The sequence below is a fragment of the Variovorax sp. PMC12 genome (assembly GCF_003019815.1).
Lineage (GTDB): Bacteria > Pseudomonadota > Gammaproteobacteria > Burkholderiales > Burkholderiaceae_C > Variovorax.
Genome location: NZ_CP027774.1, coordinates 145,364 through 167,262 on the forward strand (window position 1 = coordinate 145,364; position 21,899 = coordinate 167,262).

General features: G+C 69.1%; 18 protein-coding genes. 16 read left to right on the forward strand and 2 right to left on the reverse strand.

All coding sequences use genetic code 11. The annotated features are described in order from the left end of the window. The first annotated feature begins 6 nt into the window (after window positions 1–6). From C4F17_RS28195 to C4F17_RS28235, 9 genes are all read left to right on the forward strand, one after another. A complete protein-coding gene (locus C4F17_RS28195; RefSeq protein ID WP_106937813.1) occupies window positions 7–1,251 on the forward strand; it encodes a branched-chain amino acid ABC transporter substrate-binding protein in 1,245 nt (414 codons plus the stop codon). A 91-nt stretch (window positions 1,252–1,342) separates the two neighbouring features. Further along, window positions 1,343–2,284: a branched-chain amino acid ABC transporter permease gene (locus C4F17_RS28200; RefSeq protein ID WP_081270322.1), complete on the forward strand. Its 942-nt coding sequence runs from the start codon at window positions 1,343–1,345 to the stop codon at window positions 2,282–2,284. 4 nt (window positions 2,285–2,288) lie between these two features. Continuing rightward, a complete protein-coding gene (locus C4F17_RS28205; protein WP_106937814.1) occupies window positions 2,289–3,608 on the forward strand; it encodes a branched-chain amino acid ABC transporter permease in 1,320 nt (439 codons plus the stop codon). Then, entirely contained in the window at window positions 3,605–4,360 is a 756-nt protein-coding gene (locus tag C4F17_RS28210; RefSeq protein ID WP_081270324.1) for an ABC transporter ATP-binding protein, read from the forward strand. The genes C4F17_RS28205 and C4F17_RS28210 overlap by 4 nt, the downstream gene beginning before the upstream one ends. Continuing rightward, window positions 4,357–5,106: an ABC transporter ATP-binding protein gene (locus tag C4F17_RS28215; RefSeq protein WP_106937815.1), complete on the forward strand. Its 750-nt coding sequence runs from the start codon at window positions 4,357–4,359 to the stop codon at window positions 5,104–5,106. Before C4F17_RS28210 ends, C4F17_RS28215 begins: the two co-directional genes overlap by 4 nt. Window positions 5,107–5,163: 57 nt before the next feature. Then, on the forward strand, window positions 5,164–6,105 hold the full coding sequence (locus C4F17_RS28220) for a 3-keto-5-aminohexanoate cleavage protein (RefSeq protein ID WP_106937816.1): 942 nt from the start codon (window positions 5,164–5,166) through the stop codon (window positions 6,103–6,105). A gap of 37 nt (window positions 6,106–6,142) precedes the next feature. Continuing rightward, complete coding sequence (locus tag C4F17_RS28225) at window positions 6,143–7,045, forward strand: SDR family NAD(P)-dependent oxidoreductase (RefSeq protein ID WP_106937817.1); 903 nt, start codon at window positions 6,143–6,145, stop codon at window positions 7,043–7,045. 180 nt (window positions 7,046–7,225) lie between these two features. After that, complete coding sequence (locus C4F17_RS28230; RefSeq protein ID WP_106937818.1) at window positions 7,226–8,998, forward strand: tannase/feruloyl esterase family alpha/beta hydrolase; 1,773 nt, start codon at window positions 7,226–7,228, stop codon at window positions 8,996–8,998. Window positions 8,999–9,068: 70 nt separating this feature from the next. Further along, the gene (locus C4F17_RS28235; RefSeq protein ID WP_106937819.1) at window positions 9,069–10,862 is read left to right on the forward strand and encodes a carboxylesterase/lipase family protein; all 1,794 of its coding nucleotides are present in this window, start codon (window positions 9,069–9,071) and stop codon (window positions 10,860–10,862) included. A 129-nt stretch (window positions 10,863–10,991) separates the two neighbouring features. Here the strand turns inward: C4F17_RS28235 and C4F17_RS28240 are convergent, their stop codons facing one another. Further along, window positions 10,992–13,238 (reverse strand): DUF6351 family protein, encoded by a 2,247-nt coding sequence (locus C4F17_RS28240; protein WP_155742629.1) that lies wholly within the window; start codon window positions 13,236–13,238, stop codon window positions 10,992–10,994. A 142-nt stretch (window positions 13,239–13,380) separates the two neighbouring features. Between C4F17_RS28240 and C4F17_RS28245 the strand changes: the two genes are divergently transcribed. Continuing rightward, window positions 13,381–14,064 carry a Crp/Fnr family transcriptional regulator gene (locus C4F17_RS28245; protein ID WP_234383118.1) on the forward strand — a complete coding sequence of 228 codons (684 nt, stop codon included), beginning with the start codon at window positions 13,381–13,383 and terminating at the stop codon, window positions 14,062–14,064. Window positions 14,065–14,158: 94 nt separating this feature from the next. Next, the gene (locus C4F17_RS28250) at window positions 14,159–14,572 is read left to right on the forward strand and encodes a BLUF domain-containing protein (protein ID WP_106937822.1); all 414 of its coding nucleotides are present in this window, start codon (window positions 14,159–14,161) and stop codon (window positions 14,570–14,572) included. Window positions 14,573–14,581: 9 nt separating this feature from the next. Here the strand turns inward: C4F17_RS28250 and C4F17_RS28255 are convergent, their stop codons facing one another. After that, window positions 14,582–15,658: a LacI family DNA-binding transcriptional regulator gene (locus tag C4F17_RS28255; protein WP_081270333.1), complete on the reverse strand. Its 1,077-nt coding sequence runs from the start codon at window positions 15,656–15,658 to the stop codon at window positions 14,582–14,584. A gap of 134 nt (window positions 15,659–15,792) precedes the next feature. On the opposite strand from C4F17_RS28255, the gene C4F17_RS28260 reads away from it, so the two are divergent. From C4F17_RS28260 to C4F17_RS28280, 5 genes are read left to right on the forward strand one after another with little or no spacing between them, the layout of a single operon-like run. Next, window positions 15,793–16,812 carry a TRAP transporter substrate-binding protein gene (locus tag C4F17_RS28260; protein WP_106937823.1) on the forward strand — a complete coding sequence of 340 codons (1,020 nt, stop codon included), beginning with the start codon at window positions 15,793–15,795 and terminating at the stop codon, window positions 16,810–16,812. A 6-nt stretch (window positions 16,813–16,818) separates the two neighbouring features. Further along, window positions 16,819–18,708 (forward strand): TRAP transporter large permease, encoded by a 1,890-nt coding sequence (locus C4F17_RS28265; protein ID WP_106937824.1) that lies wholly within the window; start codon window positions 16,819–16,821, stop codon window positions 18,706–18,708. A gap of 43 nt (window positions 18,709–18,751) precedes the next feature. Continuing rightward, entirely contained in the window at window positions 18,752–19,291 is a 540-nt protein-coding gene (locus C4F17_RS28270; RefSeq protein ID WP_106937825.1) for a VOC family protein, read from the forward strand. A gap of 5 nt (window positions 19,292–19,296) precedes the next feature. Beyond that, window positions 19,297–20,565 (forward strand): ribulose-bisphosphate carboxylase large subunit family protein, encoded by a 1,269-nt coding sequence (locus tag C4F17_RS28275; RefSeq protein WP_106937826.1) that lies wholly within the window; start codon window positions 19,297–19,299, stop codon window positions 20,563–20,565. Continuing rightward, on the forward strand, window positions 20,562–21,890 hold the full coding sequence (locus tag C4F17_RS28280; protein ID WP_106937827.1) for a four-carbon acid sugar kinase family protein: 1,329 nt from the start codon (window positions 20,562–20,564) through the stop codon (window positions 21,888–21,890). The genes C4F17_RS28275 and C4F17_RS28280 overlap by 4 nt, the downstream gene beginning before the upstream one ends. The last annotated feature ends 9 nt before the right edge of the window (window positions 21,891–21,899 follow it).

Below are 21,899 nucleotides of genomic sequence, written 5' to 3' on the forward strand. Positions count from 1 at the left end.
ACATCAATGCACACACTCGCCACCTTTCCCTCCGCCCTGGCCTGCACGCTGGGCCTGCTGTGCTTCGGCGCGTCGGCCGCGCCCGTGAAGATCGGCGTGCTCGAGACGCTGTCGGGCCCGCAGGCCTCGTCGGGGCAGGCCTACCGCACGGCCGTGCGCTTCGCGGTGGACCAGATCAACGCGGCCGGCGGCTGGAACGGCGAGCCGGTGCAGCTGCTGGAGTACGACAACCAGGGCGGTCCCGCGGGCGCCGCCGACAAGCTCAAGGCGGCCGCGGCCGACGGCGTGCAGCTGATCGTGCAGGGCGCGTCCTCGGCCATCGGCGGGCAGATCACGGAGGACGTGCGCAAACACAACCTGCGCAACCCCGGCAAGGAGATCATCTACATCAACGTGGGGGCCGAGGCGCTGGAACTCACGGGCGAGAAGTGCAACTTCCACCACTTCCGCTTCAGCGGCGACGCGCAGATCCGCACCAAGGCGCTGGTGAGCGCGATGAAGCAGGCCAATGCGCTGGGCACGCGGGTGTACGCGATCAACCAGAACTATTCGTGGGGCCAGGACATGGAGCGTGCCATCTCCGACAACGCCGCCGCCGGCGGCTACCAGGTGGTGGAGAAGACGCTGCACGACGTCAACAAGGTGCAGGATTTCGCGCCCTACGTGGCGAAGATCAGCGCGTCGAAGGCCGACTCGGTGCTCACCGGCAACTGGTCCAACGACCTGCTGCTGCTGATGAAGGCGTCGAAGTCCGCCGGGCTGAAGGTGCGCTTCGGCACCGTGTTCCTCGACCAGCCCGGCAACCTCGCCAACGCGGGCGACCTGGCGGTGGGCCACTTCGTGGCGCACACCTTCAACGCGGAGGCCGGCGGCGCCGAGGGCGAGCGCTTCGTGAACGAGTACAAGGCCAAGACCGGGCACGCGCCGGCCTTCATCGAGCCGCAGACGGTGTTCGGCATGGCCATGGTGGCCGACGCGCTCAAGCGCACCAGGCCCGAGGGCGGCGTGCTGAACGTGAACGCGCTGGCCAGGGCCATCGAGACCGCGAAGATCAAAACGCCCATGGGCGAGATGAGCATGCGCGCGGCCGACCACCAGGTGCAGATGCCCATCGTGGTGTCGACGGTGGCCAAGGACGCGCGCTACAAGGCGGACGACACCGACATGGGCTTCAAGCCGGTCAAGCGCTTCTCGGCCGAGGAAGCCTCGACGCCGGCGCAGTCGAGCTGCGCGATGAAGCGCCCCGCCTGAGCACGGCCCTTCGCGCCACTTGCATCCACCACACCGACGGGGCCATGACGCCCCCGCCGGCGCAGCCTCGGCTGCCACCAGGAGAAAACCCATGGACCAGCTCATCGTCTCGCTCATGAACGGCATCGTCTACGGACTGCTGCTGTTCATGGTGTCCGCCGGACTGACGCTCATCTTCGGCATGATGGGCGTGCTGAACTTCGCGCACGCCTCGTTCTACATGCTCGGGGCGTATTTCGCCTACTCGCTGCAGGGCGTCATCGGCTTCTGGCCCGCGGTGATCGCCTCGCCGCTGCTGGTCGGCGTGATCGGCGTGGTGGTCGAGCGCTTCTTCCTGCGCCGGGTGCACCACCACGGCCACGCCCATGAGCTGCTGCTGACCTTCGGGTTGTCCTTCATCATCGCGGAGTCGATCAAGCTGTTCTTCGGCAACTTCCCGGTCGACTACCGCATCCCGGCCGCGCTCGACGTGCCGGCCTTCTCCCTCGGCGGTGCGCAGTACCCGGCCTACCGGCTGGTGATGGGCGGCATCGCGATCGCCATGTTCGTCGCGATCTACCTACTGCTCACGCGCACGCGGGTGGGCATCGTGGTGCGCTCGGCCATCTACAAGCCGCGCATGGCGGAGGCGCTCGGGCACAACGTGCCGCTGGTGTTCATGGGGGTGTTCGGTGTGGGCGCGGCGCTCGCGGGCCTGGCCGGTGCGGTGGCCGGCGCGTTCTACACCACCAACCCCAACATGGCGCTCGAACTCGGGGTGATGGTGTTCGTGGTGGTCGTCGTCGGCGGGCTGGGCTCGCTCGGCGGGGCCATGCTGGCGTCGCTGCTGATCGGCGTCATCACCTCGCTGGCCGTGGGCATCGACCGCAGCCTGGCGGACCTGCTCGCGCTGTTCGGCGCCGGCGACTGGGCGCGCGGCGTGGGCGGGCTGCTGACGCTGAAGGTGTCGAGCCTGTCGGCCACCATCCCGTTCGCGCTGATGCTGCTGATCCTGCTGGTGCGCCCGGGCGGGCTCATGGGCGAGAAGGGCTAAGCCGATGAGACCCGCCATCGTCTCCCTGCGCGCACTCGCGCTCGCGGCCACCGGCGCCGCGCTGCTGGCCGCCCTGCCCTTCCTGCTGACGCAGGGCCTGCTCAATGCGGCGATCCAGATGCTCATCGCCGCGCTGTTCGCCAGCGCCTACAACCTGCTGTGCGGCCAGGCCGGCATGCTGTCGTTCGGCCACGCGGCCTACTTCGGCGTCGGGGCCTTCGGCACCGTGCACGCCATGAACGCCGTGGGCGGCGCGGGGCTGCTGCCCACGCCGCTGCTGCCGCTGGCCGGCGCGGCGAGCGGGCTGGTCTTCGGCGCCATCGCGGGGTGGTTCGCCACGCAGCGCAGCGGCACCTACTTCGCGATGATCACGCTGGCCATCGCGGAACTGGTGCATTCGCTGGCGCCGCACCTCAAGGGCCTGTTCGGCGGCGAAGCGGGCGTGTCGACCATGCGCATGCCCGCATGGGGCCTGGACTTCGGCTCGACCCTGCAGGTGTACTACCTCACGCTGGCCTGGGTGCTGGTGTCGGTGGGGCTGCTGTACCTGTACACGCGCACGCCGCTGGGCCGCCTCACCTTCGGGCTGCGCGAGAACAGCCACCGGCTGCGCTTCCTCGGCTACAACGTGCACGGCCTCGGCATGCTGGTGTTCGCGCTGTCGGCGATGTTCGCGGGCATCGCCGGCAGCCTGCAGGTGGTGTCCAACGAATCCGCGAACTACGTCGTGTTCGACCCGGCCCTGTCGGCCGCCGTGGTGCTCAACACCTACATCGGGGGCGTCAAGGTGTTCCTCGGCCCCGCGCTGGGCGCGGCGCTGATGACCTTCTTCGGCTATGCGGTGTCCGATCTCACGCAGTCCTGGCTGCTGTACCAGGGCATCCTTTTCGTGCTGGTGATGATGTTCATGCCCTCGGGGCTCGCGGGGCTGGGGGGCACCGCCGCGCGCCTGCGCCAGCGCTTCGGCCTCGCGCGGATCGTGCCGCTGGCGGCACTGTCGGTCGGCGCGGCGCTGCTGCTGAGCCTGGGCGGCACCTTCGCCATCGAGATGCTGCAGCGCGTGTTCTCGCAGGACTATCGCGCGATGGCTCGCCTGCAGCCCGCCGGCGCCTGGCCGCCGCTTCAGTTTCTGGGCCGCGCGTGGCTGCCCGCCGCGTTCCCGACCTGGGCCGTGCCGGCGGCGCTGCTGGCGTCGGGCGCGTGGCTGGCGCACCTTGCCCGGCAGCGGTTGCGCGCGCTGGCCGACGCTGAAAGCCCCTCGGCGGCCGGCGCGAACGCTCACCCCTCCACGCGCCTGGCCGCACACCCGGAGGGCACCGCATGAACGACGCGATCCTCAGCATCCGCGGTTTGCGCAAGTCCTTCGGCCCCACGGAAATCATGCGCGGCGTGGACCTGGAGCTGCGCGGCGCCGAACGGCACGCGCTGATCGGGCCCAACGGCGCGGGCAAGTCCACGCTCTTCCACCTGATCTCGGGCCACCTGGCGCCGTCGGCCGGGGAGATCCGCTTCGAGGGACAGCAGATCGCCGGGCGCACGCCGCAGGCCATCAACCGGCTCGGGCTGGCGCGCTCGTTCCAGATCACCAACATCTTCCCGAAGCTCACGGTGTTCGAGAACATCCGCCTGGCGGTGATGCGCCTGCACGGGCTGCAGTACAACTTCTGGACATTCATCGACCGCGACCGCGGCATCCGCGAGCAGACCGAGCGCCTGCTGGAGCTGGTGCGGCTGCAGGCGCGCGCCGCCACCGTCGCGGGCGAGATGGCGTACTCCGAGCAGCGCTCGCTCGAGATCGCGATGACGCTGGCCTCCGACCCGAAGGTGATCCTGCTGGACGAGCCGATGGCGGGCATGTCCACCGAGGAGACCCACTACACCGCGCAGCTGATCCGCGAGGTGACGCAGGGCCGCGCGCTGATGATCGTGGAGCACGACATGGACGTGGTGTTCTCGCTGAGCGACCGCATCAGCGTGCTGGTGTACGGCCAGGTGATCGCCACCGGCACGCCCGAGGAGATCCGTGGCAATGCGGCCGTCAAGGAAGCGTACCTCGGCGAGGAGGTGGCGCCATGACGACGGCAACGGCAACCACCCGCGCCACGCCACCCGGCGACGCGCTGCTGCAGGTCAGCGGGCTGCACGTGCACTACGGCAAGAGCCATGTGCTGCACGGCGTCGACCTGCGGGTGGCGCGCAACGAGGTGATCAGCCTGCTCGGGCGCAACGGCTCCGGGCGCTCCACCACCATGAAGGCCGTGATGGGGCTGGTGCCGCCCTCGGCGGGCCGCGTCGTGCTGGAGGGACGCGAGCTGGCCGGCGCACGGCCGTACGCGGTGTGCCGCGCCGGCATCGGCTACGTGCCCGAAGAACGCGAGGTGTTCGCCAACCTCACGGTCGACGAGAACCTGCGCATGGGCGAGCAGCGCGCGGCGCCCGGCGCGCACCGCTGGCGCATCGAGGACATGTTCGACTACTTTCCCCGGCTCAAGGAGCGGCGCAACACCAAGGCCGGCAGCATGTCGGGCGGCGAGCAGCAGATGCTCACGATGTGCCGCTCGCTGCTGGGCAACCCGCGCGTGATGCTCATCGACGAGCCCACCGAAGGGCTCGCGCCGAAGATCGTGGCGCAGGTGGGCGAATGCATCGTCGACATGCACCGCAAGGGCCTGTCGGTGGTGCTGGTGGAGCAGAAGCTCGCCATCGCGCTGAAGGTGTCGACGCGCGTGTGCGTGATGGGCCACGGCCGCATCGTGTTCGAGGGCACGCCGCAGGCACTGATGGGCGACCAGAAGCTCGTGTCCGAATGGCTGGCGGTCTGAAGCCGGCCGCCCTTTTTTCCCATCACCCACCTCTTCCATCCATCGACGGCATACGCCATGAAAAGCATTCCAGACAAGGTCATCATCTCCTGCGCGGTCACGGGCTCGGTGCACACACCGACGATGTCCGAGCACCTGGCGCTCACGCCCGCGCAGATCGCCGAGCAGTCGATCGAGGCCGCCGAGGCCGGCGCCGCCATCCTGCACCTGCACGCGCGCGACCCCAGGGACGGACGGCCCTCGGCCGACCCCGCGGTGTTCGACCAGTTCGTGCCGCGCATCAAGGCGGCCACCGACGCGGTGATCAACATCACCACCGGCGGCAGCACGCGCATGACGCTCGAGGAACGCCTGGCGTACCCGCTGCGCGCCAAGCCCGAGATGTGCTCGCTGAACATGGGCTCCATGAACTTCTCGATCCATCCGGCCGCGCGGCGCGTGGCCGAGTGGAAGCACGACTGGGAGAAGCCCTACGTGGAGGGCATGGAAGACCTGATCTTTCGCAACACCTTCCGCGACATCAAGCACATCCTGAACGTGCTGGGCGAGGGCTGCGGCACGCGCTTCGAGTTCGAGTGCTACGACGTGGGCCACCTCTACAACCTGGCGCACTTCGTCGACGAGGGCCTGGTGAAGGGGCCGCTGTTCATCCAGAGCATCTACGGCATCCTCGGCGGCCTGGGCCCCGACCCCGAGAACCTCGTGACCATGCGCACCACCGCCGACCGCCTGTTCGGCCGCGACGGCTACCGGTTCTCGATCCTGGGCGCGGGCCGCCACCAGATGCCGCTGCTGACCATGGGCGCGGTGATGGGCGGCAACGTGCGCGTGGGGCTGGAAGACAGCCTCTACCTGGCCAGGGGCCAGCTCGCGAAGTCGTGCGCCGAACAGGTGCGAAAGATCCGCCGCATCCTCGAGGAGCTGTCGCTGGAGATCGCCACGCCCGACGAGGCCCGCGCCATGCTCGGCCTCAAGGGCAAGGACGCCGTGGCGTTCTGACCAGAACCAGGTTCCCTTTTCTTTTCAAGGAGTCACAATGCAGAAGTTGTTGGAAGGCCGCGTGGCCATCGTCACCGGGGCCGGCAGCGGCCTGGGCAGGGCCCATGCGCTGGAGCTCGCCCGGCACGGCGCGCGCGTGGTCGTCAACGATGTGGCTGGCAGCCACGCCGGCTCGCCGGGCGCCCTCGTGGCCGAGGAGATCGCGCGCGCCGGCGGCGTCGCGATGGCGGACGGCGGCGACGTCACCGACTTCCCTGCCATGGAAGCCATGGTGGCACGCGCGATCGGCGAGTGGGGCCGCGTCGACATCCTCGTGAACAACGCGGGCGTCCTGCGCGACCGGACGTTCGCGAAGATGTCGCTCGATGACTTTCGCCGCGTCATGGACGTGCACCTGATGGGCGCCGTGCACTGCGTGAAGGCCGTGTGGGCGCACATGCGCGCGCAGGGCTACGGCCGCATCGTGATGACCACGTCGTCGTCCGGCCTGTACGGCAACTTCGGCCAGGCCAACTACAGCGCCGCCAAGATGGCGCTGGTCGGGCTCATGCAGACGCTGGCACTGGAGGGCATGCGGCAGAACATCCGCGTGAACTGCCTGGCGCCGACCGCGGCGACGGCCATGACCGCGGACGTGCTGCCTCCCGAGGCGCTGGCCCGGCTGCAGCCGGCATACGTGAGCCCCGGGCTGGTCGCGCTGGTGGGCGAGGACGCGCCCACGCGCGCGATCCTGCTGGCCGGCGCGGGCAGCTTCGAGAGTGCGCACATCACCATGACGCAGGGCGTGTTCATCGATGGCTCGAGCGACACGGCCTCGCAGGTGTGCGCGCGCATGGAGGAGATCCGCGACCGGCACGCCGAACGCGTCCCGGCCACCGGCTTCGAGCAGTACCAGCTGGAGCTGGCCAAGGCCGGCTTCGAGGTGCCCCTGCCCCACTGACCCCGGCAACCGAGGGTTTACGCGGCGTCCTGCCCGCACACAGCACGCGGCGCGGCAGTGTCAGGCCCGCACATTGGTTTCGGCAGCCCACGGCGAGAGACTTCGTCCGGCCACCCGTGGAGGGGCTGGCGCGGCCCTCGCGACGGCGGCGCGCTTTCAAACGAACGACATCGGAGACCTATGACATCCAGCCATCGAGACATCGTCCTGGGCGCGGCGGCCTGCCTGGCCGCGAGCGCCATCCTGGCGGGCTGCGGCGGAGGCGGAGGGGGCGGCGGTTTCCCGCTGCTCGTTCCGCCCGCCGCAGGGCAACCCGCTGCACCGCCCGCACCGCCCACGGCCCCGCCGCCAGCCGCAGGACTCGCCTGCGAGCAGCTCCAGGGCCTGGCCATTCCCGCATCGGCCATCGGCCTGCCGTCCTCGGGTGCGACGGTGACCAGCGCCAAGACCGTGGCACCGGGCGGCACGGGCGCCGCCGCGCTGCCCGAATACTGCGAGGTCGCGGGCAAGATCGCACCGGTCGATCCGACCGCGCCCAACATCCAGTTCGCCGTCGCGCTGCCGACATCATGGAACCGGAAGGTCGTCATGCTCGGCGGCGGCGGCTTCAACGGCACCGTTCCCAACGTGAAGGGCAACGTGCCCAACGGGCCCGTCGACAAGCTCACGCCGCTCGGGCGCGGCTACGCCACCTTCGCGAGCGACTCGGGCCACCAGGCCAACGCGCTCGGCTCGCAGGACGGCCTGTTCGGGCTCAGCGACGAGGCGGTGCGCAACTTCGGCGGCGACGCGCTCAAGAAGACACACGACGCCGCGCTCGCGGTGATCAAGGCGCGGTTCGCCGCGGCACCGGTGAAGTCGTACTTCGCGGGCGGCTCCACCGGCGGACGCGAGGCGCTCACCGCCATCCAGCGCTGGCCCGCCGACTGGGACGGCGCCATCGCGTGGTACCCCGCGTGGAACGACGCGGCGGCGCTGCTGGGCGGCCACCGCATGAGCCGCGCGCTGGCGCAGCCCGGCGCATACCCCAACACCGCCAAGCGCGCGCTGCTGTACGACGCGGCCATGGAAGCGTGCGACGCCCTCGACGGCGCGAGCGACGGGCTCATCAGCAACCAGACGCTGTGCAACGCGCGCTTCGACCCGTCCACCGCCACGCTGCGCGGCGCGCCGGTGCGGTGCGCCGGTGGCGCCGACACCGGCGACACCTGCCTGTCGGACGCGCAGATCGCCGCGATGAAGACCATCGACACGCCGACGAACTTCCGCTTCGCGCTGGCCAGCGGCGAGACGCAGTACCCCGGCTACAACATCTGGGGCGCCGACCCCGGCATCACCACGCGCACCTCGCCGCTGGAGCCGGTAGTGACCTTCCTGGCGTTCGGCACGTCGCAACCCGCGCGCCCCATGCCGGCGAGCGCGCCGTACGTGAGCGTGCTGACCGACCAGTGGATCAAGTATTCCGTGACGCGCGACGCCGGCTTCGACTCGCTCTCGCTCGACCCCGAAGACCCGGGCCCGTGGGCCAGCCGCATCAGCGCGCTGAGCACCCAGCTGGACGCGAGCACCGACATCTCGGCATTCAAGGCGCGCGGCGGCAAGCTGCTGCTGGCACATGGCCTGGCGGACGTGCTGGTGAGCACGCGCGCCACCGAGCAGTACTACCAGCGGCTGCAGTCGCGGATGGGTCCTTCGGAAGTGGACACCTTCGTGCGCTACTACGAAGTCGCCGGCCTCGGGCATGCGGTGAGCAGCACCTTCAACGCCGCCTGGGATTCGCTGAGCGCGCTGGAGGCGTGGTCCGAGGCGGGGACGGCGCCGGCCGGCCAGGTGGTGACCGACACGGCAGGGGTGCCGGGGCGCACCCGGCCGCTGTGCGACTACCCGCGCTGGGCGCAATACCGCGGCAGCGGCAACGTGAACCTCGCCTCTTCCTTCCAGTGCGTGAACTGAGACGCGCCGAGGCCCGGATGCTGCCGCCGGTGCATGCACAACACAAGACAAGACAAACGGAGACTTCACCATGATCAGCCACCTGCGCGCCGGCATCGCCGGCGCCATCCTTGCCCTGCTGCAGTTGAGTGCCTGCGGCGGCGGTGGAAACCAAGGGCCGGTGTTCACGCCCGTCGCGGCACCCGCACCGACCTCCCCGGCTGCACCGCCCGCCAGCGGACCGCCCCCGGAGGCCCCCTCTGCCCTGCAGCGCGCCACGGTCTACGGCCAGGTGCTGGGCAGCGACGATTCCGCCAGCAACGGCACCTACAGCTGGAAGGGCGTGCCCTTCGCCAGGCCGCCGGTCGGCGCGCTGCGCTGGAAGGCACCGGTCGACCCCGAGCCCTGGACCGCCGTCAAGGCGACGCAGAAGCTGGGCAACGCCTGCGTACAGACCGGCCGCCTCTACGGCCCGGGCCAGAACAACCAGTACGACGCGACCATCGGCACCTCGTACGGCAAGACCACGGGCGCCGAGGATTGCCTGTACCTCAACATCTGGGCGCCTTCGACGGCGGCCGCGACCGACAAGCTGCCCGTCATCGTCTTCGTCCATGGCGGCAGCAACATCACCGGCTACACCGGCGACCCGGTCTACGACGGCGCCGCGCTCGCGAAGGCCGCCCATGCGGTCGTCGTCACGGTGAACTACCGGCTGGGCATCATGGGCTTCCTGGCCTCACCCCAGCTCAAGGCCGGCGTCGATGCGAACGACGATTCCGGCAACTACGCGATCCTGGACCTGATCAAGGCGATGCAGTTCGTCAACGCCAACATTGCCGCCTTCGGCGGCGACCCGGGCAATGTCACGCTCATGGGCCAGTCGGCCGGCGCCGTCAACATCTATGCGCTGATGGTCTCGCCGCTGGTGGTCAAGGCCAAGCCGGCCCTGTTCCATCGCCTCGTGCCGCTGAGCGGGGGGGTGGCGACGGCCACCACCCAGCCGAGCCAGGTCAATGCGCTGCTGGCCGCCCTGCTGATGGCCGACGGCACGGTGGCGGACGACACCGCCGCGGGTGCCTACATTGCCGGGCGCAGCAATGCCGAGCTGGCGGCCTACCTGCGTTCGAAGAGCGCGGACACCCTGCTGCAGACCGTGCTCAAGAAACTGGCGCCATTGGGCCTGTCGGCATCCAACCCGTTGAACGACGGGACCGTGGTCCCGGTCGATCCGATCGCGGCGATCAACGCGGGCGCCTTCCTGAAGGTGCCGGTGATGGCCGGCTACACGCGCGACGAGACCAAGCTTTTTCCGCAGAACCTGGCGATCTCGCCGGCGTTCGGCGGCATCAGCGGCCGGCTCCTGGACGACCCCACGGTCTTCTCGATGGCCTACAGCTATGACCCGGATGCGGCGCCCGCCACCACCCTCGAGCAATGGATCCCCGGCCAGTACCTGCCCGTCACGACGCCGGTGACCGGCTTCAACGCGAGGACCGACCTCTACAACCAATACTTCTTCATCGCGCTGCGCAAGCAGATCTTTCCGGTGCTGCAGGCGCAGAATGTGCCGTTGTGGTGGTACCAGTTCAACTGGGACAAGGCGCCGGCACCGTTCAACGACATCTTCGGCGCCGCGCACACGTTCGACCTGCCGTTCGTGTTCGGCAACTTCGGCCCGTCGCTCTACGCGAGGTTCGCGAACTCGAAGGCGAACGCGCCGGGCCGCCTGGAACTCTCGGACGCGATGATGAAGAGCCTCGCGGCGTTCGCGCGCACCGGCGACCCCAACAACGCGGCGCTGGGGGTCCGCTGGTCCCCCTACCCGTCGATGCTGAACTTCGACGCGTCGCTTTCGGCCAAGGCGATCACGGTGCAGCCGTAGCGCCTGGCTGTAGATTCCAGGCGGCGAATATCTGGCACCACCGTGCGACTTGTCGGCTAGCGCCGATAGCCGCCGCGCACGGCGATATGCGCGCGAAGCCGAGGCATCCTCATGCCCCGGTGCAGGCCGTCAGTTCAGCGGCAACCGCAGGTAGGTGCCGCGCAGCGCCTCCTGGCTCACGCCGGGCTTGCTCCAGTCGCACACGCCGCTCGGGAAGATTGTCTGCAGCCGCGCGAGATCGGCGCCGGCGATCGTCACTGAGTAATCGGCAGGGTTGACCGGCTTGAGCTGGCACTTGAGCACGTCGTTCACCAGCGGCGAGCCGGCCTGGATGCGCGGCGTGGTGAAGCGCGGGTACACGACGTTGCAGCTGGCCGCCGCATCGAGCGACGCGGGCTCGTCGATGCGCTTGCCGGTCTTGTCCCAGCAGGCATCGTTGGCGCCGGCGGGCTTGTTGCGCACCACCTTGTCGATCGAGGCGGGCGACGGGTCGGCCGCCATGTTGTCCAGCCATTTGTTCAGGAGATCGATCGAGCCGCTCATGTAGTCGTAGCCCGAGGTGGAGCCGAGCGTCCAGATGATCTGGTTGTCGCTGCGGCCGTTGGCGCGTTGCAGCCGGGCTCTGATGATCAGGTCCTGCGTCGTGTCGTGGATGTCGCCCACGGCATCGGCGTTGCCGCGCTGCGTGATGATCGGGATGTTCGCAAGGCCCGCGCCCCTGAAGCCGTTCTTGAAGCCGCCGGCGTAGCTGAGCCTGAGCGCATCCGGATCGGCTTCGGAGCGCGCGGGCTGCGGGTTGCCGTCGCCGTCGTAGCCGCCCACCTTCTCGTTCAGGTCGAGGAACTCCTTCACCGAGATCGTGCCGGCATTGAGCGCCCCCAGGCCGTACTGCACGCCGATGTTGTCCAGCGGCCGGCGCGCCTCCTGCGTGCCGGGCCGCTTGCCCAGCAGATTCACGTTGGTCTGGAACAGGTCGCAGCGGATGCCGCCCGGGTTGGTCGCGCGGTTGAAGACGTTCGCCACGTTGGCCGGCTCGATGAACCCGCAGCCCGCCGCGTTGTCCGACTTGATGATGCTCGCGAACGACAGGTCCCACGCGGTGCAGGTGTTGGTATTGAAGCCGTTCACCGCGTTCTGCTTGGCCGTCGTCCAGGTGGCGGTGTCGAGCTTGTAGACGTTGTTCAGCAGGCGGCACTCCATCACCTCGGGCATCAGCGTCTCGGGGAAGGAGACGATCGGTTGGATGCCGTCCAGGAGCCCTGGATAGAGCTGCGCGATCAGGTACTGCTGGATCGCACCGCCCGAGCCGCCGAAGCCGGCCGTCCACTTCGGCACTTCGCCGAATTCCTCGATCACGTGCTCCTTCAGCATCATCAGCGTCTCGCCCTGCAGGTGCGGATTGGCGTGCTGGTTGTTCCAGAGTTCGGTCGAGTTCATGAAGGCGAAGCCGCGCGAGAGCTGGATGTGGCCGACGTCGCCAAGGATCGACTCGATCGGGTGCACGCCCTGGTTGTACTGCGCCGAACCGCAGCAGTCGAAGTAGGCCACGAGCTTCCTGTTCCAGCCCGGGCCGGGCTTCCATGCGGCGGGCGAATCCTTGGTCGGGTTGTCGAGCACCGCGAGCCGGTACACGCCGCGGTTGATGGTGCCCGACTCCACGCGCACGATGTAGGGCACCGTGGTGCCGTCGTTCGTGGTGGTCGTAGCAAGATCGGCCGGGCGCGTTCCCTTGGGGTCTGCGAGCGGCTTGAAGACGTTGGTGTTGGTGCGGTAGTACCAGACCACCTGCGTCGCGGCCGAGCAGTCGGCATCGAGCGCGGCACCCAGGCCGTTTTGCACCGTGCGGCATTCGTAGGGCGAAATGTGCGGGCCCGACAGGATCGGGCCGGTGATCGGATAGTTGACCAGCCGGGCCTCGGTGCGCTGCGCCGCAACATCGGCATTGCTCACCAGCAGCGTGTTGACGCTGCCGGTGGCGCTGGCCTTGTCGGTCGTGAGGCCGGTGACAAGTCCGCGCAGCACGCGGGCGGTGCTGTTGACGACGGGCACCTGGGCGGTCACGTCCTTGCCGTTGAGGCTCACGCGCACCTTGTCGAGCGCGACGCCCACGGGCGCGGTGATTTCGATCAGCGTGTCGCCTCCGCTGATCATGTCGGGCGCGGAAGAGAGCGTCCTGATCTGGAACGCGGCCGGCGTCTGCACGACGGGTGGGGGACTGGCGCCCGGAATGAACGAGAACCCCGAACCGTCCGACCCTCCGCCGCAACCCGCGGCGAGCAGTGCGCCGGCCATCGCGAGCCCGGCTGCGGCGGCCTGCGGCCGGATCCGGGGCCACGGAAAAACCCGCTTGCGCGGACGGCGAGGTGTAGCGAGCATGGAAGTCTCCTTCTGTTGTGTGTTCTGGAAGATTAAGGATGGACGTTCCACGCTGCGGTCGTCGCGACGACACATGAGGCGCCAATCGCTAGAGGTAATCCCTGATTCCGTCCGGGCCCCGGCCGCGCCTCAGCTGGAAGACATGGTGCGGCGCTCGCGGTGGGCGGCAGGTCTCGCGCCCGAGGATGTGGAGCACGTGCTGGGCAGCATGCAGGAGAGGCAGTTCGCGCGCGGCGCCTGCATTGCGCGGGCGGGGCAACAGGTCGAGCACTGGATGGGGCTCGTCGATGGCTTCGCCAAGATGTCGGTGGCCTCGCAGGAGGGGCGGATATCGACGCTCACCGGCGTCTCGGCCGGTGTGTGGTTCGGCGAAGGATCGCTCTTCAAGCACGAGGCGCGCCGCTACGACGTGTTCGCGCTGCGGCCGACGCGGATCGCGCTGATGCCGCGCCGCACCTTCGAATGGCTGCGCGGCACCAGCGTGCCGTTCAACCATTACCTGCAGGAGCTGTTGAACGCGCGGCTGAGCCTGTTCATCGGCGCGCTCGCGCACGAGCGGCTGCTGGACACCGACGCGCGCGTCGCGAACTGCCTGGCGAGCCTTTTCAACCCTGATCTGTATCCGGACGCGCCACGCTTCCTGGAAGTCGGGCAGGTCGAGATCGGGCTGCTGGCAAATGTATCAAGGCAGCGCGTGAACGTGGCACTGCGGCGCTTTCAGGCGCTTGGACTCATCCGCCTCGAAAAGCGCGGACTGACCGTGCTCGACCTGGGCGGCTTGCGTGGTTACCAGCAAGGCGCCGTGCCGCTGAGCCTGGGAGGGTGAAGGCGGCGATCGCCATCGGGTGGAATTTCCATGCTGTTCCAAATGAAAGGGGAATGTCCTACCATGCGCCTTTGAACGCCAAGGAGACATCGTCTTGCTGGCCCGACTGATCTATCGCAGCATGTCCAGGGGGCCATCGGCGGGCGACGTCGAAAGCATCCTGCGCGCCTCGCGCCGCAACAACCGGGAGATCGGCATCACCGGCGCACTGTGCCACTTCCAGCGCAACTACATGCAATACCTTGAGGGCGACGAGGCCGCCATCGAATGCGTGATGGCCAACATCGCAGAGGACCCGCGGCATGCGAACCTGACCGTGCTGGAGTACCGGTTCATCGCGGCGCGCGCGTTCCCGCGGTGGTCGATGGCGCTGCTGGTGTGGGACGAGCAGGTTCGCGAAGTCCTTGGTCCTCTGGCGGACATGGGCCTGAACGGTATCCAACCCTCGGAAGCGGCGCCAGTCTTTCGTGCGCTCACGAGAACGCCGCAATGGGTGCGCCTGCACTAGGTGCACCGGCTAAGGAAGGTTCTCCCGAAAAATCACCTGGCTGCGCGTCGTTTCCACGCCGCTGAGCGCCTCGCGCTTGTCGCGCAGGTTGGTGAAGATGCGCACGCAGCTCATCAGCGTGGTGTGCGGGCTCTGCGTGATCACCGCGTCCATGCTGCCGTCGATCAGCAAGGCGCGCGTGTCGGGCGTCAGGCCGTGGCCGATGAAGACCACCTTCTGCTCGCGCCCCGCTTCCTTCAGGGCGCGCGCCACACCGTCGGACGCTCCGCCGATGTTGTAGATGCCGCCCATGTCCGGGTGCTGCTCCAGCAGCGCGCGCGTCTGGCGGTAGTTCTTGTCCGCGTCGTCTTGCCCTTCGCGCAGGCCCACCACTTCGAGCCGCGGAAACATCTCGTCGATGACATGCAGGAAGCCCGCCTCGCGTTCCTCGTGCGCCTTGTAGCTCAGGCTGCCTGCGATGAGCGCGACCTTGGCCGCGCGCGTGCCGATGAACCGGCCGATGAGGTAGCCCGCCGTGCGCCCCGCGGCCCGGTTGTCGAGCCCCACGAACGCGGCGCGCTCCGAGTTCGACAGGTCCGAGATCAGCGTCACCACCGGCAGCCCGCGTGCGGCGAGCGCAGCCACCGCCTCGCGCACCGCCGGATGCTCGAGCGCCATCATCGCGATGCCGTCGCAGCGCTGGCCGTGCCGGTGCAGCGCGTTCGCCAGCTCATGCGGATTGAAGCTCTCGATGAACACCGTGCGGCACTGCACGTTGAACGGCGCCCAGTGCTCCTGCGCGTAGCCCACCATGTCGCCCAGCATGCGGATGAACCGGTTGGTGCCCGCCGGCAGCAGGAACACCAGCCGCAGCGGCGGCGGCGTCAGCGCCGCATACAGCGCCGGCCCGGGCAGGTAGTCGAGCTCGCCCGCAGCCTTGAGCACGCGCTGCACCGTCGCATCGCGCACGCCCGGGCGCCGGTTGAGCACGCGGTCGACGGTGGCGGTCGACACCTGCGCCGCGCGGGCGATGTCCACCACGCGGGCGCGGCGGGCTTCCAGAGGTGAAGCAGACGAGTCGGGAAGCGGTGAAGGGTTATCCCTCATACATCAAAAACCATCAGAGCCAAGTTTGACCGGGATCATGCATCCTTTTATCTTCCCTCTGGCCTGAATTCAATGATGCATCAGATTGCATCAACCGCAGTCCGCAAGAACTGGACGATCACGGAGACAAAATCATGACCTCGCTGACCCGCAGGCGCGCCCTGCGCACCCTTTCCGCCCTCCCCGCCGCCGGCATCGTCACGGCGCTGCCGCGCATCGCACGCGCCGCCGAGTTCTCGTACAAGTACGGCAACAACCTGCCGCTGACGCATCCGCTGAACATCCGCGCGCAGGAAGCGGCCGAGCACATCGCCAAGGAGACCAAGGGCCGCGTCGAGATCAAGATCTTCCCCAACAACCAGCTCGGCGGCGACACCGACATGCTGGCGCAGGTGCGCTCGGGCGGCATCGAGTTCTTCACGCCCTCGGCGCTGGTCATCGCCACGCTGGTGCCGGTGGCGGCCATCAATGCCGTGGGCTTTGCCTTCAACGATTACGCCCAGGTGTGGGCCGCGATGGACGGCAAGCTCGGCGCACATGTGCGCGGCGCCATCGCCAAGTCGCGCCTCTATGCTTTCGAGAAAATGTGGGACAACGGCTTTCGCCAGACCACCAGCAGCAAGGCCGCGGTAGCCACCGCCAAGGACATGGACGGCCTGAAGATCCGCGTGCCAGTGAGCCCGCTGTCGATCTCGATGTTCAAGGGCCTGGGCGCCGCGCCGGCCAGCCTGCAGTTCAGCGAGGTCTACTCGGCGCTGCAGACGAAGATCGTCGATGCGCAGGAAAACCCGCTGCCCATCATCCAGGTCGCCAAGCTGTTCGAGGTGCAGAAGTTCTGCTCGCTCACCAACCACATCTGGGACGGCTACTGGTTCATCGCCAACGGCCGCGCCTGGGAAGCACTGCCCGAGGACCTGAAGACCATCGTCGCCCGCGCCATCAACGATGCCGGCATGCAGCAGCGCGACGACATCCGCAAGCTCAACGAATCGGTGGTCGGCGACCTGCAGGCCAAGGGCCTGAGCATCAACCGTCCCGCCGCCGAGAGCTTTCGCGCGAAGCTGCGCGAGTCGGGCTTCTACGGCGAATGGAAAGGCCGCTTCGGCCCCGAGGCCTGGGCGCTGCTCGAGGGCGCGGTCGGCAAGCTGGCCTGACCACCCATGGTGCATGAATCGACTTTCGAGGCGGCCGCCTTTGCCGGCGCCTCGGCCAACCCGCTGAGCGGCATGGCGTCGCGCATCGACCGCGTGCTCGGCGCGGCGGTCGAGGCCGTGGCCGCGCTGCTGGTGCTCGCCGAGATCTGCGTGCTGTTCGCCGGCGTGGTGTCGCGCTACCTGTTCCACGCGCCGCTGGTGTGGTCCGACGAGCTCGCGTCCATCCTCTTCCTGTGGCTGTCCATGCTCGGCGCCGTGGTGGCGCTGCGCCGCGGCGAGCACATGCGCATGACCGCGCTGGTGCAGAAGGTGCGCCCGCAGACGCGCGCCATCCTTGATGCCTTCGCGATCGCCGCCTCGGTCGCGTTCCTCGTGCTGATCATCTGGCCGTCGATCGACTACGCCCACGAAGAGTCGTTCATCGTCACGCCGGCGCTGGAGGTCAGCAACGCGTGGCGCGCCGCGGCCCTTCCGGCGGGCATCGGCATCATGCTGGCGATGGCACTGCTGCGCCTGCTGCGCGTGTGCACCGGCCGGCAGATCGCGCTCGCGCTCGTCGGCACGGCCGCGCTGGTGGGCGCCTTCTGGCTTGCCGCACCGGTGTTCGCCGGCCTCGGCAAGTTCAACCTGGTGATCTTCTTCGTGGTCATCGTGGCGGCCACGGTGCTCTCCGGCGTGCCCATCGCGTTCTCTTTCGCGCTGGCGACCTTCGGCTACCTGGCGCTCACCACGCGCACGCCGCTGCTGGTGATGGTGGGCCGCCTCGACGAGGGCATGTCGCACCTGATCCTGCTGGCGGTGCCGCTGTTCATCTTCCTGGGCGCGCTCATCGAGATGACCGGCATGGCGCGCGCCATGATCCAGTTCCTCGCCAGCCTGCTGGGCCATGTGCGCGGCGGCCTCTCGTACGTGCTGATCGGCGCGATGTACCTGGTGTCGGGCATCTCGGGCTCCAAGATCGCCGACATGGCGGCCATCGCGCCCGTGCTCTTCCCCGAGATGACCAAGCGCGGCGCCAAGCCCGGCGACCTGGTGGCGCTGCTGTCGGCCACCGGCGCGCAGACCGAGACCATTCCGCCGTCGATCGTGCTGATCACCATCGGCTCGGTCACCGGCATCTCGATCGCCGCGCTGTTCACGGGCGGCCTGCTGCCGGCCGTGGTGCTGGGCGCCGCGCTGTGCGCGGTGGTGTGGTGGCGCTACCGCCGCGAAGACCTCAGCGGCGTGCAGCGCTACAGCAAGCGCGAGATCGGCAAGCTGCTGCTGGTGGCGCTGCCGGCCGTGCTGCTGCCCTTCGTGATCCGCGCCGCCGTGGTCGAGGGCGTGGCCACGGCCACCGAAGTGTCGACCATCGGCATCGTCTACGCGGCCATCGTGGGCCTGGTGGTGTACCGCCAGTTCGACTGGAAGCGGCTCAAGCCGATGCTCGTCGACACGGCCTCGCTCTCGGGCGCGATCATCTTCATCGTCGGCTGCGCCACGGCCATGGCATGGGGCCTCACGCAGTCGGGTTTCTCGCAGGACCTGGCGCGGGTCATGGGCACGCTGCCCGGCGGGGCCTACGGCTTCCTGGCCGTGTCGATCGTCGCCTTCATCGTGCTGGGCAGCGTGCTCGAGGGCATTCCGGCCATCGTGCTGTTCGGGCCGCTGCTGTTTCCCATCGCCAAGGCGGCTGGCGTGCACGAGGTGCACTACGCCATGGTCGTCATCTTCTCCATGGGCATCGGCCTGTTCGCGCCGCCCTTCGGCGTGGGCTACTACGGCGCGTGCGCCGTGAGCAAGGTCAACCCCGACGAAGGCATCCGCTACATCTGGGGCTATATCGGCGCGATGCTGGTCGGCCTGGCGATCGTGGCCGTGGTCCCGTGGTTCTCGACCGGCTTCCTGAAATTCTGATGCACACCACAACAACACACTCACATCCACGGAGCCAAACGCAATGAGTCGATTCCTCGGCGAGATCCGCCAACTGGGCTATGTCGTGCACGACATCGAAGCCGCCATGGACTACTGGAGCACGAAGCTGGGCGTGGGCCCCTGGTTCTACAACCCCCGCGTGCCCATCAGGAACTACCGCTACAACGGCGAGGCGCACGAGCCGCACAACTCGGTGGCGCTCGCCAACTCGGGCTACGTGCAGGTGGAGCTCATCCAGACGCGCAACGACGTGCCATCGATGTACCGCGACTTCCTGCGGGCCGGCCGCACGGGACTGCAGCACGTGGCCTACTGGACCGCCGACTACGACGCCGACCTCGCGCGCCTCACGGCGCAGGGTTTCAAGCCCGTGATGAGCGGGGAAGTGGGCGAGCGCGGACGCTTCATCTACTTCGACACCGAATACCACCCGGGCACCGTCATCGAGCTGTCGGAAGTCGCGGGCCCCAAGGGCAAGATGTTCGAGCTGATCCGCAACGCGTCGAAGGGCTGGGACGGCAGCGAGCCGGTGCGGCCCTTTCCCGACCTGAGCAAGCTGTGAGCGCGATGGCACCCGAACGCGTTCGCGCGCGGTACCTGGTCGAGACGCCGCATGACGTGGCGGCTGTGGCGCAGGTGATGGCCGGCGAGCAATCGTGCGGCACCTTCACGCGTGTCGAAGGCGAGACCGACGCGCTGCGCGAGCGCGCACGCGCCACGGTGGAGGCGATCACCGAGCTGGCGCCGGCCGGGGCGCCGAGCCTGCCGAACGCCCTGCTCGAGCGCCAAGGCGCGCGAGGCCCGTGGCGGCGCGCGCACGTCGACATTTCGTTTCCGGTGGCCAACATCGGCGCCAACCTGCCGACCCTGGCCGCGACGGTGTCGGGCAACCTGTATGACCTGGGCGAGGTGACGGGGCTGCGGCTTGAATCGCTGCAGGTGCCAGCGGGCTATCGCGCGCGCTTCGAGATGCCGCGCGCCGGCATCGCCGGCACACGGCGCGCGACCGGCGTGGCCAGCGGCGCGCTGGTCGGCACCATCATCAAGCCGAACGTCGGCCTGTCCGCGGCGCAGACGGCCGAGCTCGTCGGCCGTCTGTGCGCCGCAGGCGTCGACTTCATCAAGGACGACGAGGTGTGCGCCGATCCCTCGCATGCGCCGCTGGCCGAGCGCGTGCCGGCCGTGATGGCCGTCGTGCGCGCGCATCAGGCGCGCACCGGCAAGCATGTGATGGTGGCGTTCAACATCACCGACGAGACCGACGCGATGAAGCGGCATGCCGACCTCGTCGAACGCGAAGGCGGCTCGTGCGTGATGGCCAGCCTGAACTGGTGCGGGCACTCGGGCATCCAGACGCTGCGGCGGCACACGGGGCTCGCGCTGCATGGGCATCGCAACGGCTACGGCGCACTGTCGCGGCATCCGCTGCTGGGCATCTCTTTCCAGGCATACCAGACGCTGTGGCGCCTGGCGGGGGTGGACCACATGCACGTGCACGGGCTGCAGGGCAAGTTCTCGCAGCCGGACGGCGAAGTCATCGCGTCGGCGCAGGACTGCTTCACCCCCCTGACCGATGCGGCGGACGATCGCGTGATGCCGGCCTTTTCCTCTGGCCAATGGGCCGGCACCGTGCCGGCGACGTGGAAGGCCATCGGCAGCGACGACCTTCTGTTCATGGCCGGCGGCGGCATCCTCGCGCACCCCGACGGCGCGGCGGCCGGCGTGACGAGCATCCGCCAGGCATGGTCGGCCGCGCGCGCGGGCGTGCCGCTGGCGGACGCCGCTAAAGACCAGCCCGAACTCGCCCGCGCCCTCGCCTTCTTCGGCAAGCCATGAGGCCGCGTCCGTCGATCGTCTACTACGGCGACGACTTCACCGGCGCGACCGACACGCTCGGCACCGCGGCGCGCGCGGGGCTGCGTGCGCTGCTGTTCCTCCAAGTGCCCGACGCCGCGCGCCTCGACCGCGCGGGGCCGCTCGACGTGCTGGGCATCGCGGGCGCGGCGCGCGCCATGACGCCCGAGGAAATGCGCACCGAGCTTCGCCCGGTGGCCGCCCTGTTCCGCTCACTGGACGCGCGCGTGCTGCACTACAAGACCTGCTCCACCTTCGACAGCGCGCCGCACATCGGCTCGATCGGCGCAGCCGTGCGTGCGTTGCGCGCGGCGGTGGAGCAGCCATGGACCGCCATCATCGGCGGGCAGCCGAACCTGGGGCGCTACTGCCTGTTCGCCAACCTGTTCGCAGCCGCGGGAAGCGGCGCGCAGGTGCACCGCATCGACCGGCATCCGACGATGAGCTGCCATCCGGTGACGCCGATGGACGAGCCGGATCTGCGGCTGCATCTGGCGAAGCAGGGGCTCGCGGATGTGCGTTCCATGCCGTTCACCGCGGCGTCGCGCGGCAGCGATGCGCTGGATGCCGCCTTGCGCCAGGCACTGCACTCGCCGCCAGCGGACGCGGTGCTCTTCGACGTGGCCGATGCGATGCAGTTGCGCGCCATCGGCCAGGTGCTGTGGACCAGGGCGCAAGCCGCCACGATGCTGGCCGCGGGGCCGAGCAGCGTGGTGGATGCGTTGTCGATGGCGATGGGCCCGTCGCACCGGGACAGCGGCAGTCCACCGATGGCGCGTGACGGCGTTCCACCCGCCCAGGGCCCGGTGCTGGTGCTCGCGGGCAGCCTCTCGCCCGTCACCGCGCGGCAGGTGGCGGCCGCGAAATCGTTCGACATTGTGTGGCTCGACGCACAGAAGCTGGCGCAACGCGGCGAAGCCGCCGTGGCCGAGCAGGCCGAACTGGTCATCGGCAGCCTGGCGCGCGGGCGCCACGTGCTGGCCTGCACGCGCGCGCCCGGCGCAACGTCATCGGGCGGCGGCCTGGACGCCCAGGCGCTGGCACGCGCGGGCGGCGACATGTTGGCCAAGGTGCTGGCGAGCGTACCGCTCAGACGCATCGGCGTGGCCGGCGGCGACACCTCCAGCCACGGCGTTCAGGCGCTTGACGCGTGGGGACTGTCCTATGTCGCCGACATGGGCGCCGGCACCTCGCTGTGCCGCGTGCACAGCGACGACGCCGCGCTCGACGGGCTGGAGATCATGCTCAAGGGCGGCCAGATGGGCGCGGAGGACGTGTTCGAGCGTCTGGTGCACGGCTTCGCCTAGAAGAGTGCG

Coding starts and splice junctions, on each gene's coding strand:
- C4F17_RS28225 (WP_106937817.1), top strand. CDS start 6,143: ATGCAGAAGTTGTTGGAAGGCCGCGTGGCCATCGTCACCGGGGCCGGC.
- C4F17_RS28195 (WP_106937813.1), top strand. CDS start 7: ATGCACACACTCGCCACCTTTCCCTCCGCCCTGGCCTGCACGCTGGGC.
- C4F17_RS28255 (WP_081270333.1), bottom strand. CDS start 15,658: ATGAGGGATAACCCTTCACCGCTTCCCGACTCGTCTGCTTCACCTCTG.
- C4F17_RS28220 (WP_106937816.1), top strand. CDS start 5,164: ATGAAAAGCATTCCAGACAAGGTCATCATCTCCTGCGCGGTCACGGGC.
- C4F17_RS28280 (WP_106937827.1), top strand. CDS start 20,562: ATGAGGCCGCGTCCGTCGATCGTCTACTACGGCGACGACTTCACCGGC.
- C4F17_RS28240 (WP_155742629.1), bottom strand. CDS start 13,238: ATGCTCGCTACACCTCGCCGTCCGCGCAAGCGGGTTTTTCCGTGGCCC.
- C4F17_RS28275 (WP_106937826.1), top strand. CDS start 19,297: ATGGCACCCGAACGCGTTCGCGCGCGGTACCTGGTCGAGACGCCGCAT.
- C4F17_RS28270 (WP_106937825.1), top strand. CDS start 18,752: ATGAGTCGATTCCTCGGCGAGATCCGCCAACTGGGCTATGTCGTGCAC.
- C4F17_RS28260 (WP_106937823.1), top strand. CDS start 15,793: ATGACCTCGCTGACCCGCAGGCGCGCCCTGCGCACCCTTTCCGCCCTC.
- C4F17_RS28235 (WP_106937819.1), top strand. CDS start 9,069: ATGATCAGCCACCTGCGCGCCGGCATCGCCGGCGCCATCCTTGCCCTG.
- C4F17_RS28230 (WP_106937818.1), top strand. CDS start 7,226: ATGACATCCAGCCATCGAGACATCGTCCTGGGCGCGGCGGCCTGCCTG.
- C4F17_RS28210 (WP_081270324.1), top strand. CDS start 3,605: ATGAACGACGCGATCCTCAGCATCCGCGGTTTGCGCAAGTCCTTCGGC.
- C4F17_RS28200 (WP_081270322.1), top strand. CDS start 1,343: ATGGACCAGCTCATCGTCTCGCTCATGAACGGCATCGTCTACGGACTG.
- C4F17_RS28215 (WP_106937815.1), top strand. CDS start 4,357: ATGACGACGGCAACGGCAACCACCCGCGCCACGCCACCCGGCGACGCG.
- C4F17_RS28265 (WP_106937824.1), top strand. CDS start 16,819: ATGGTGCATGAATCGACTTTCGAGGCGGCCGCCTTTGCCGGCGCCTCG.
- C4F17_RS28205 (WP_106937814.1), top strand. CDS start 2,289: ATGAGACCCGCCATCGTCTCCCTGCGCGCACTCGCGCTCGCGGCCACC.
- C4F17_RS28245 (WP_234383118.1), top strand. CDS start 13,381: ATGGTGCGGCGCTCGCGGTGGGCGGCAGGTCTCGCGCCCGAGGATGTG.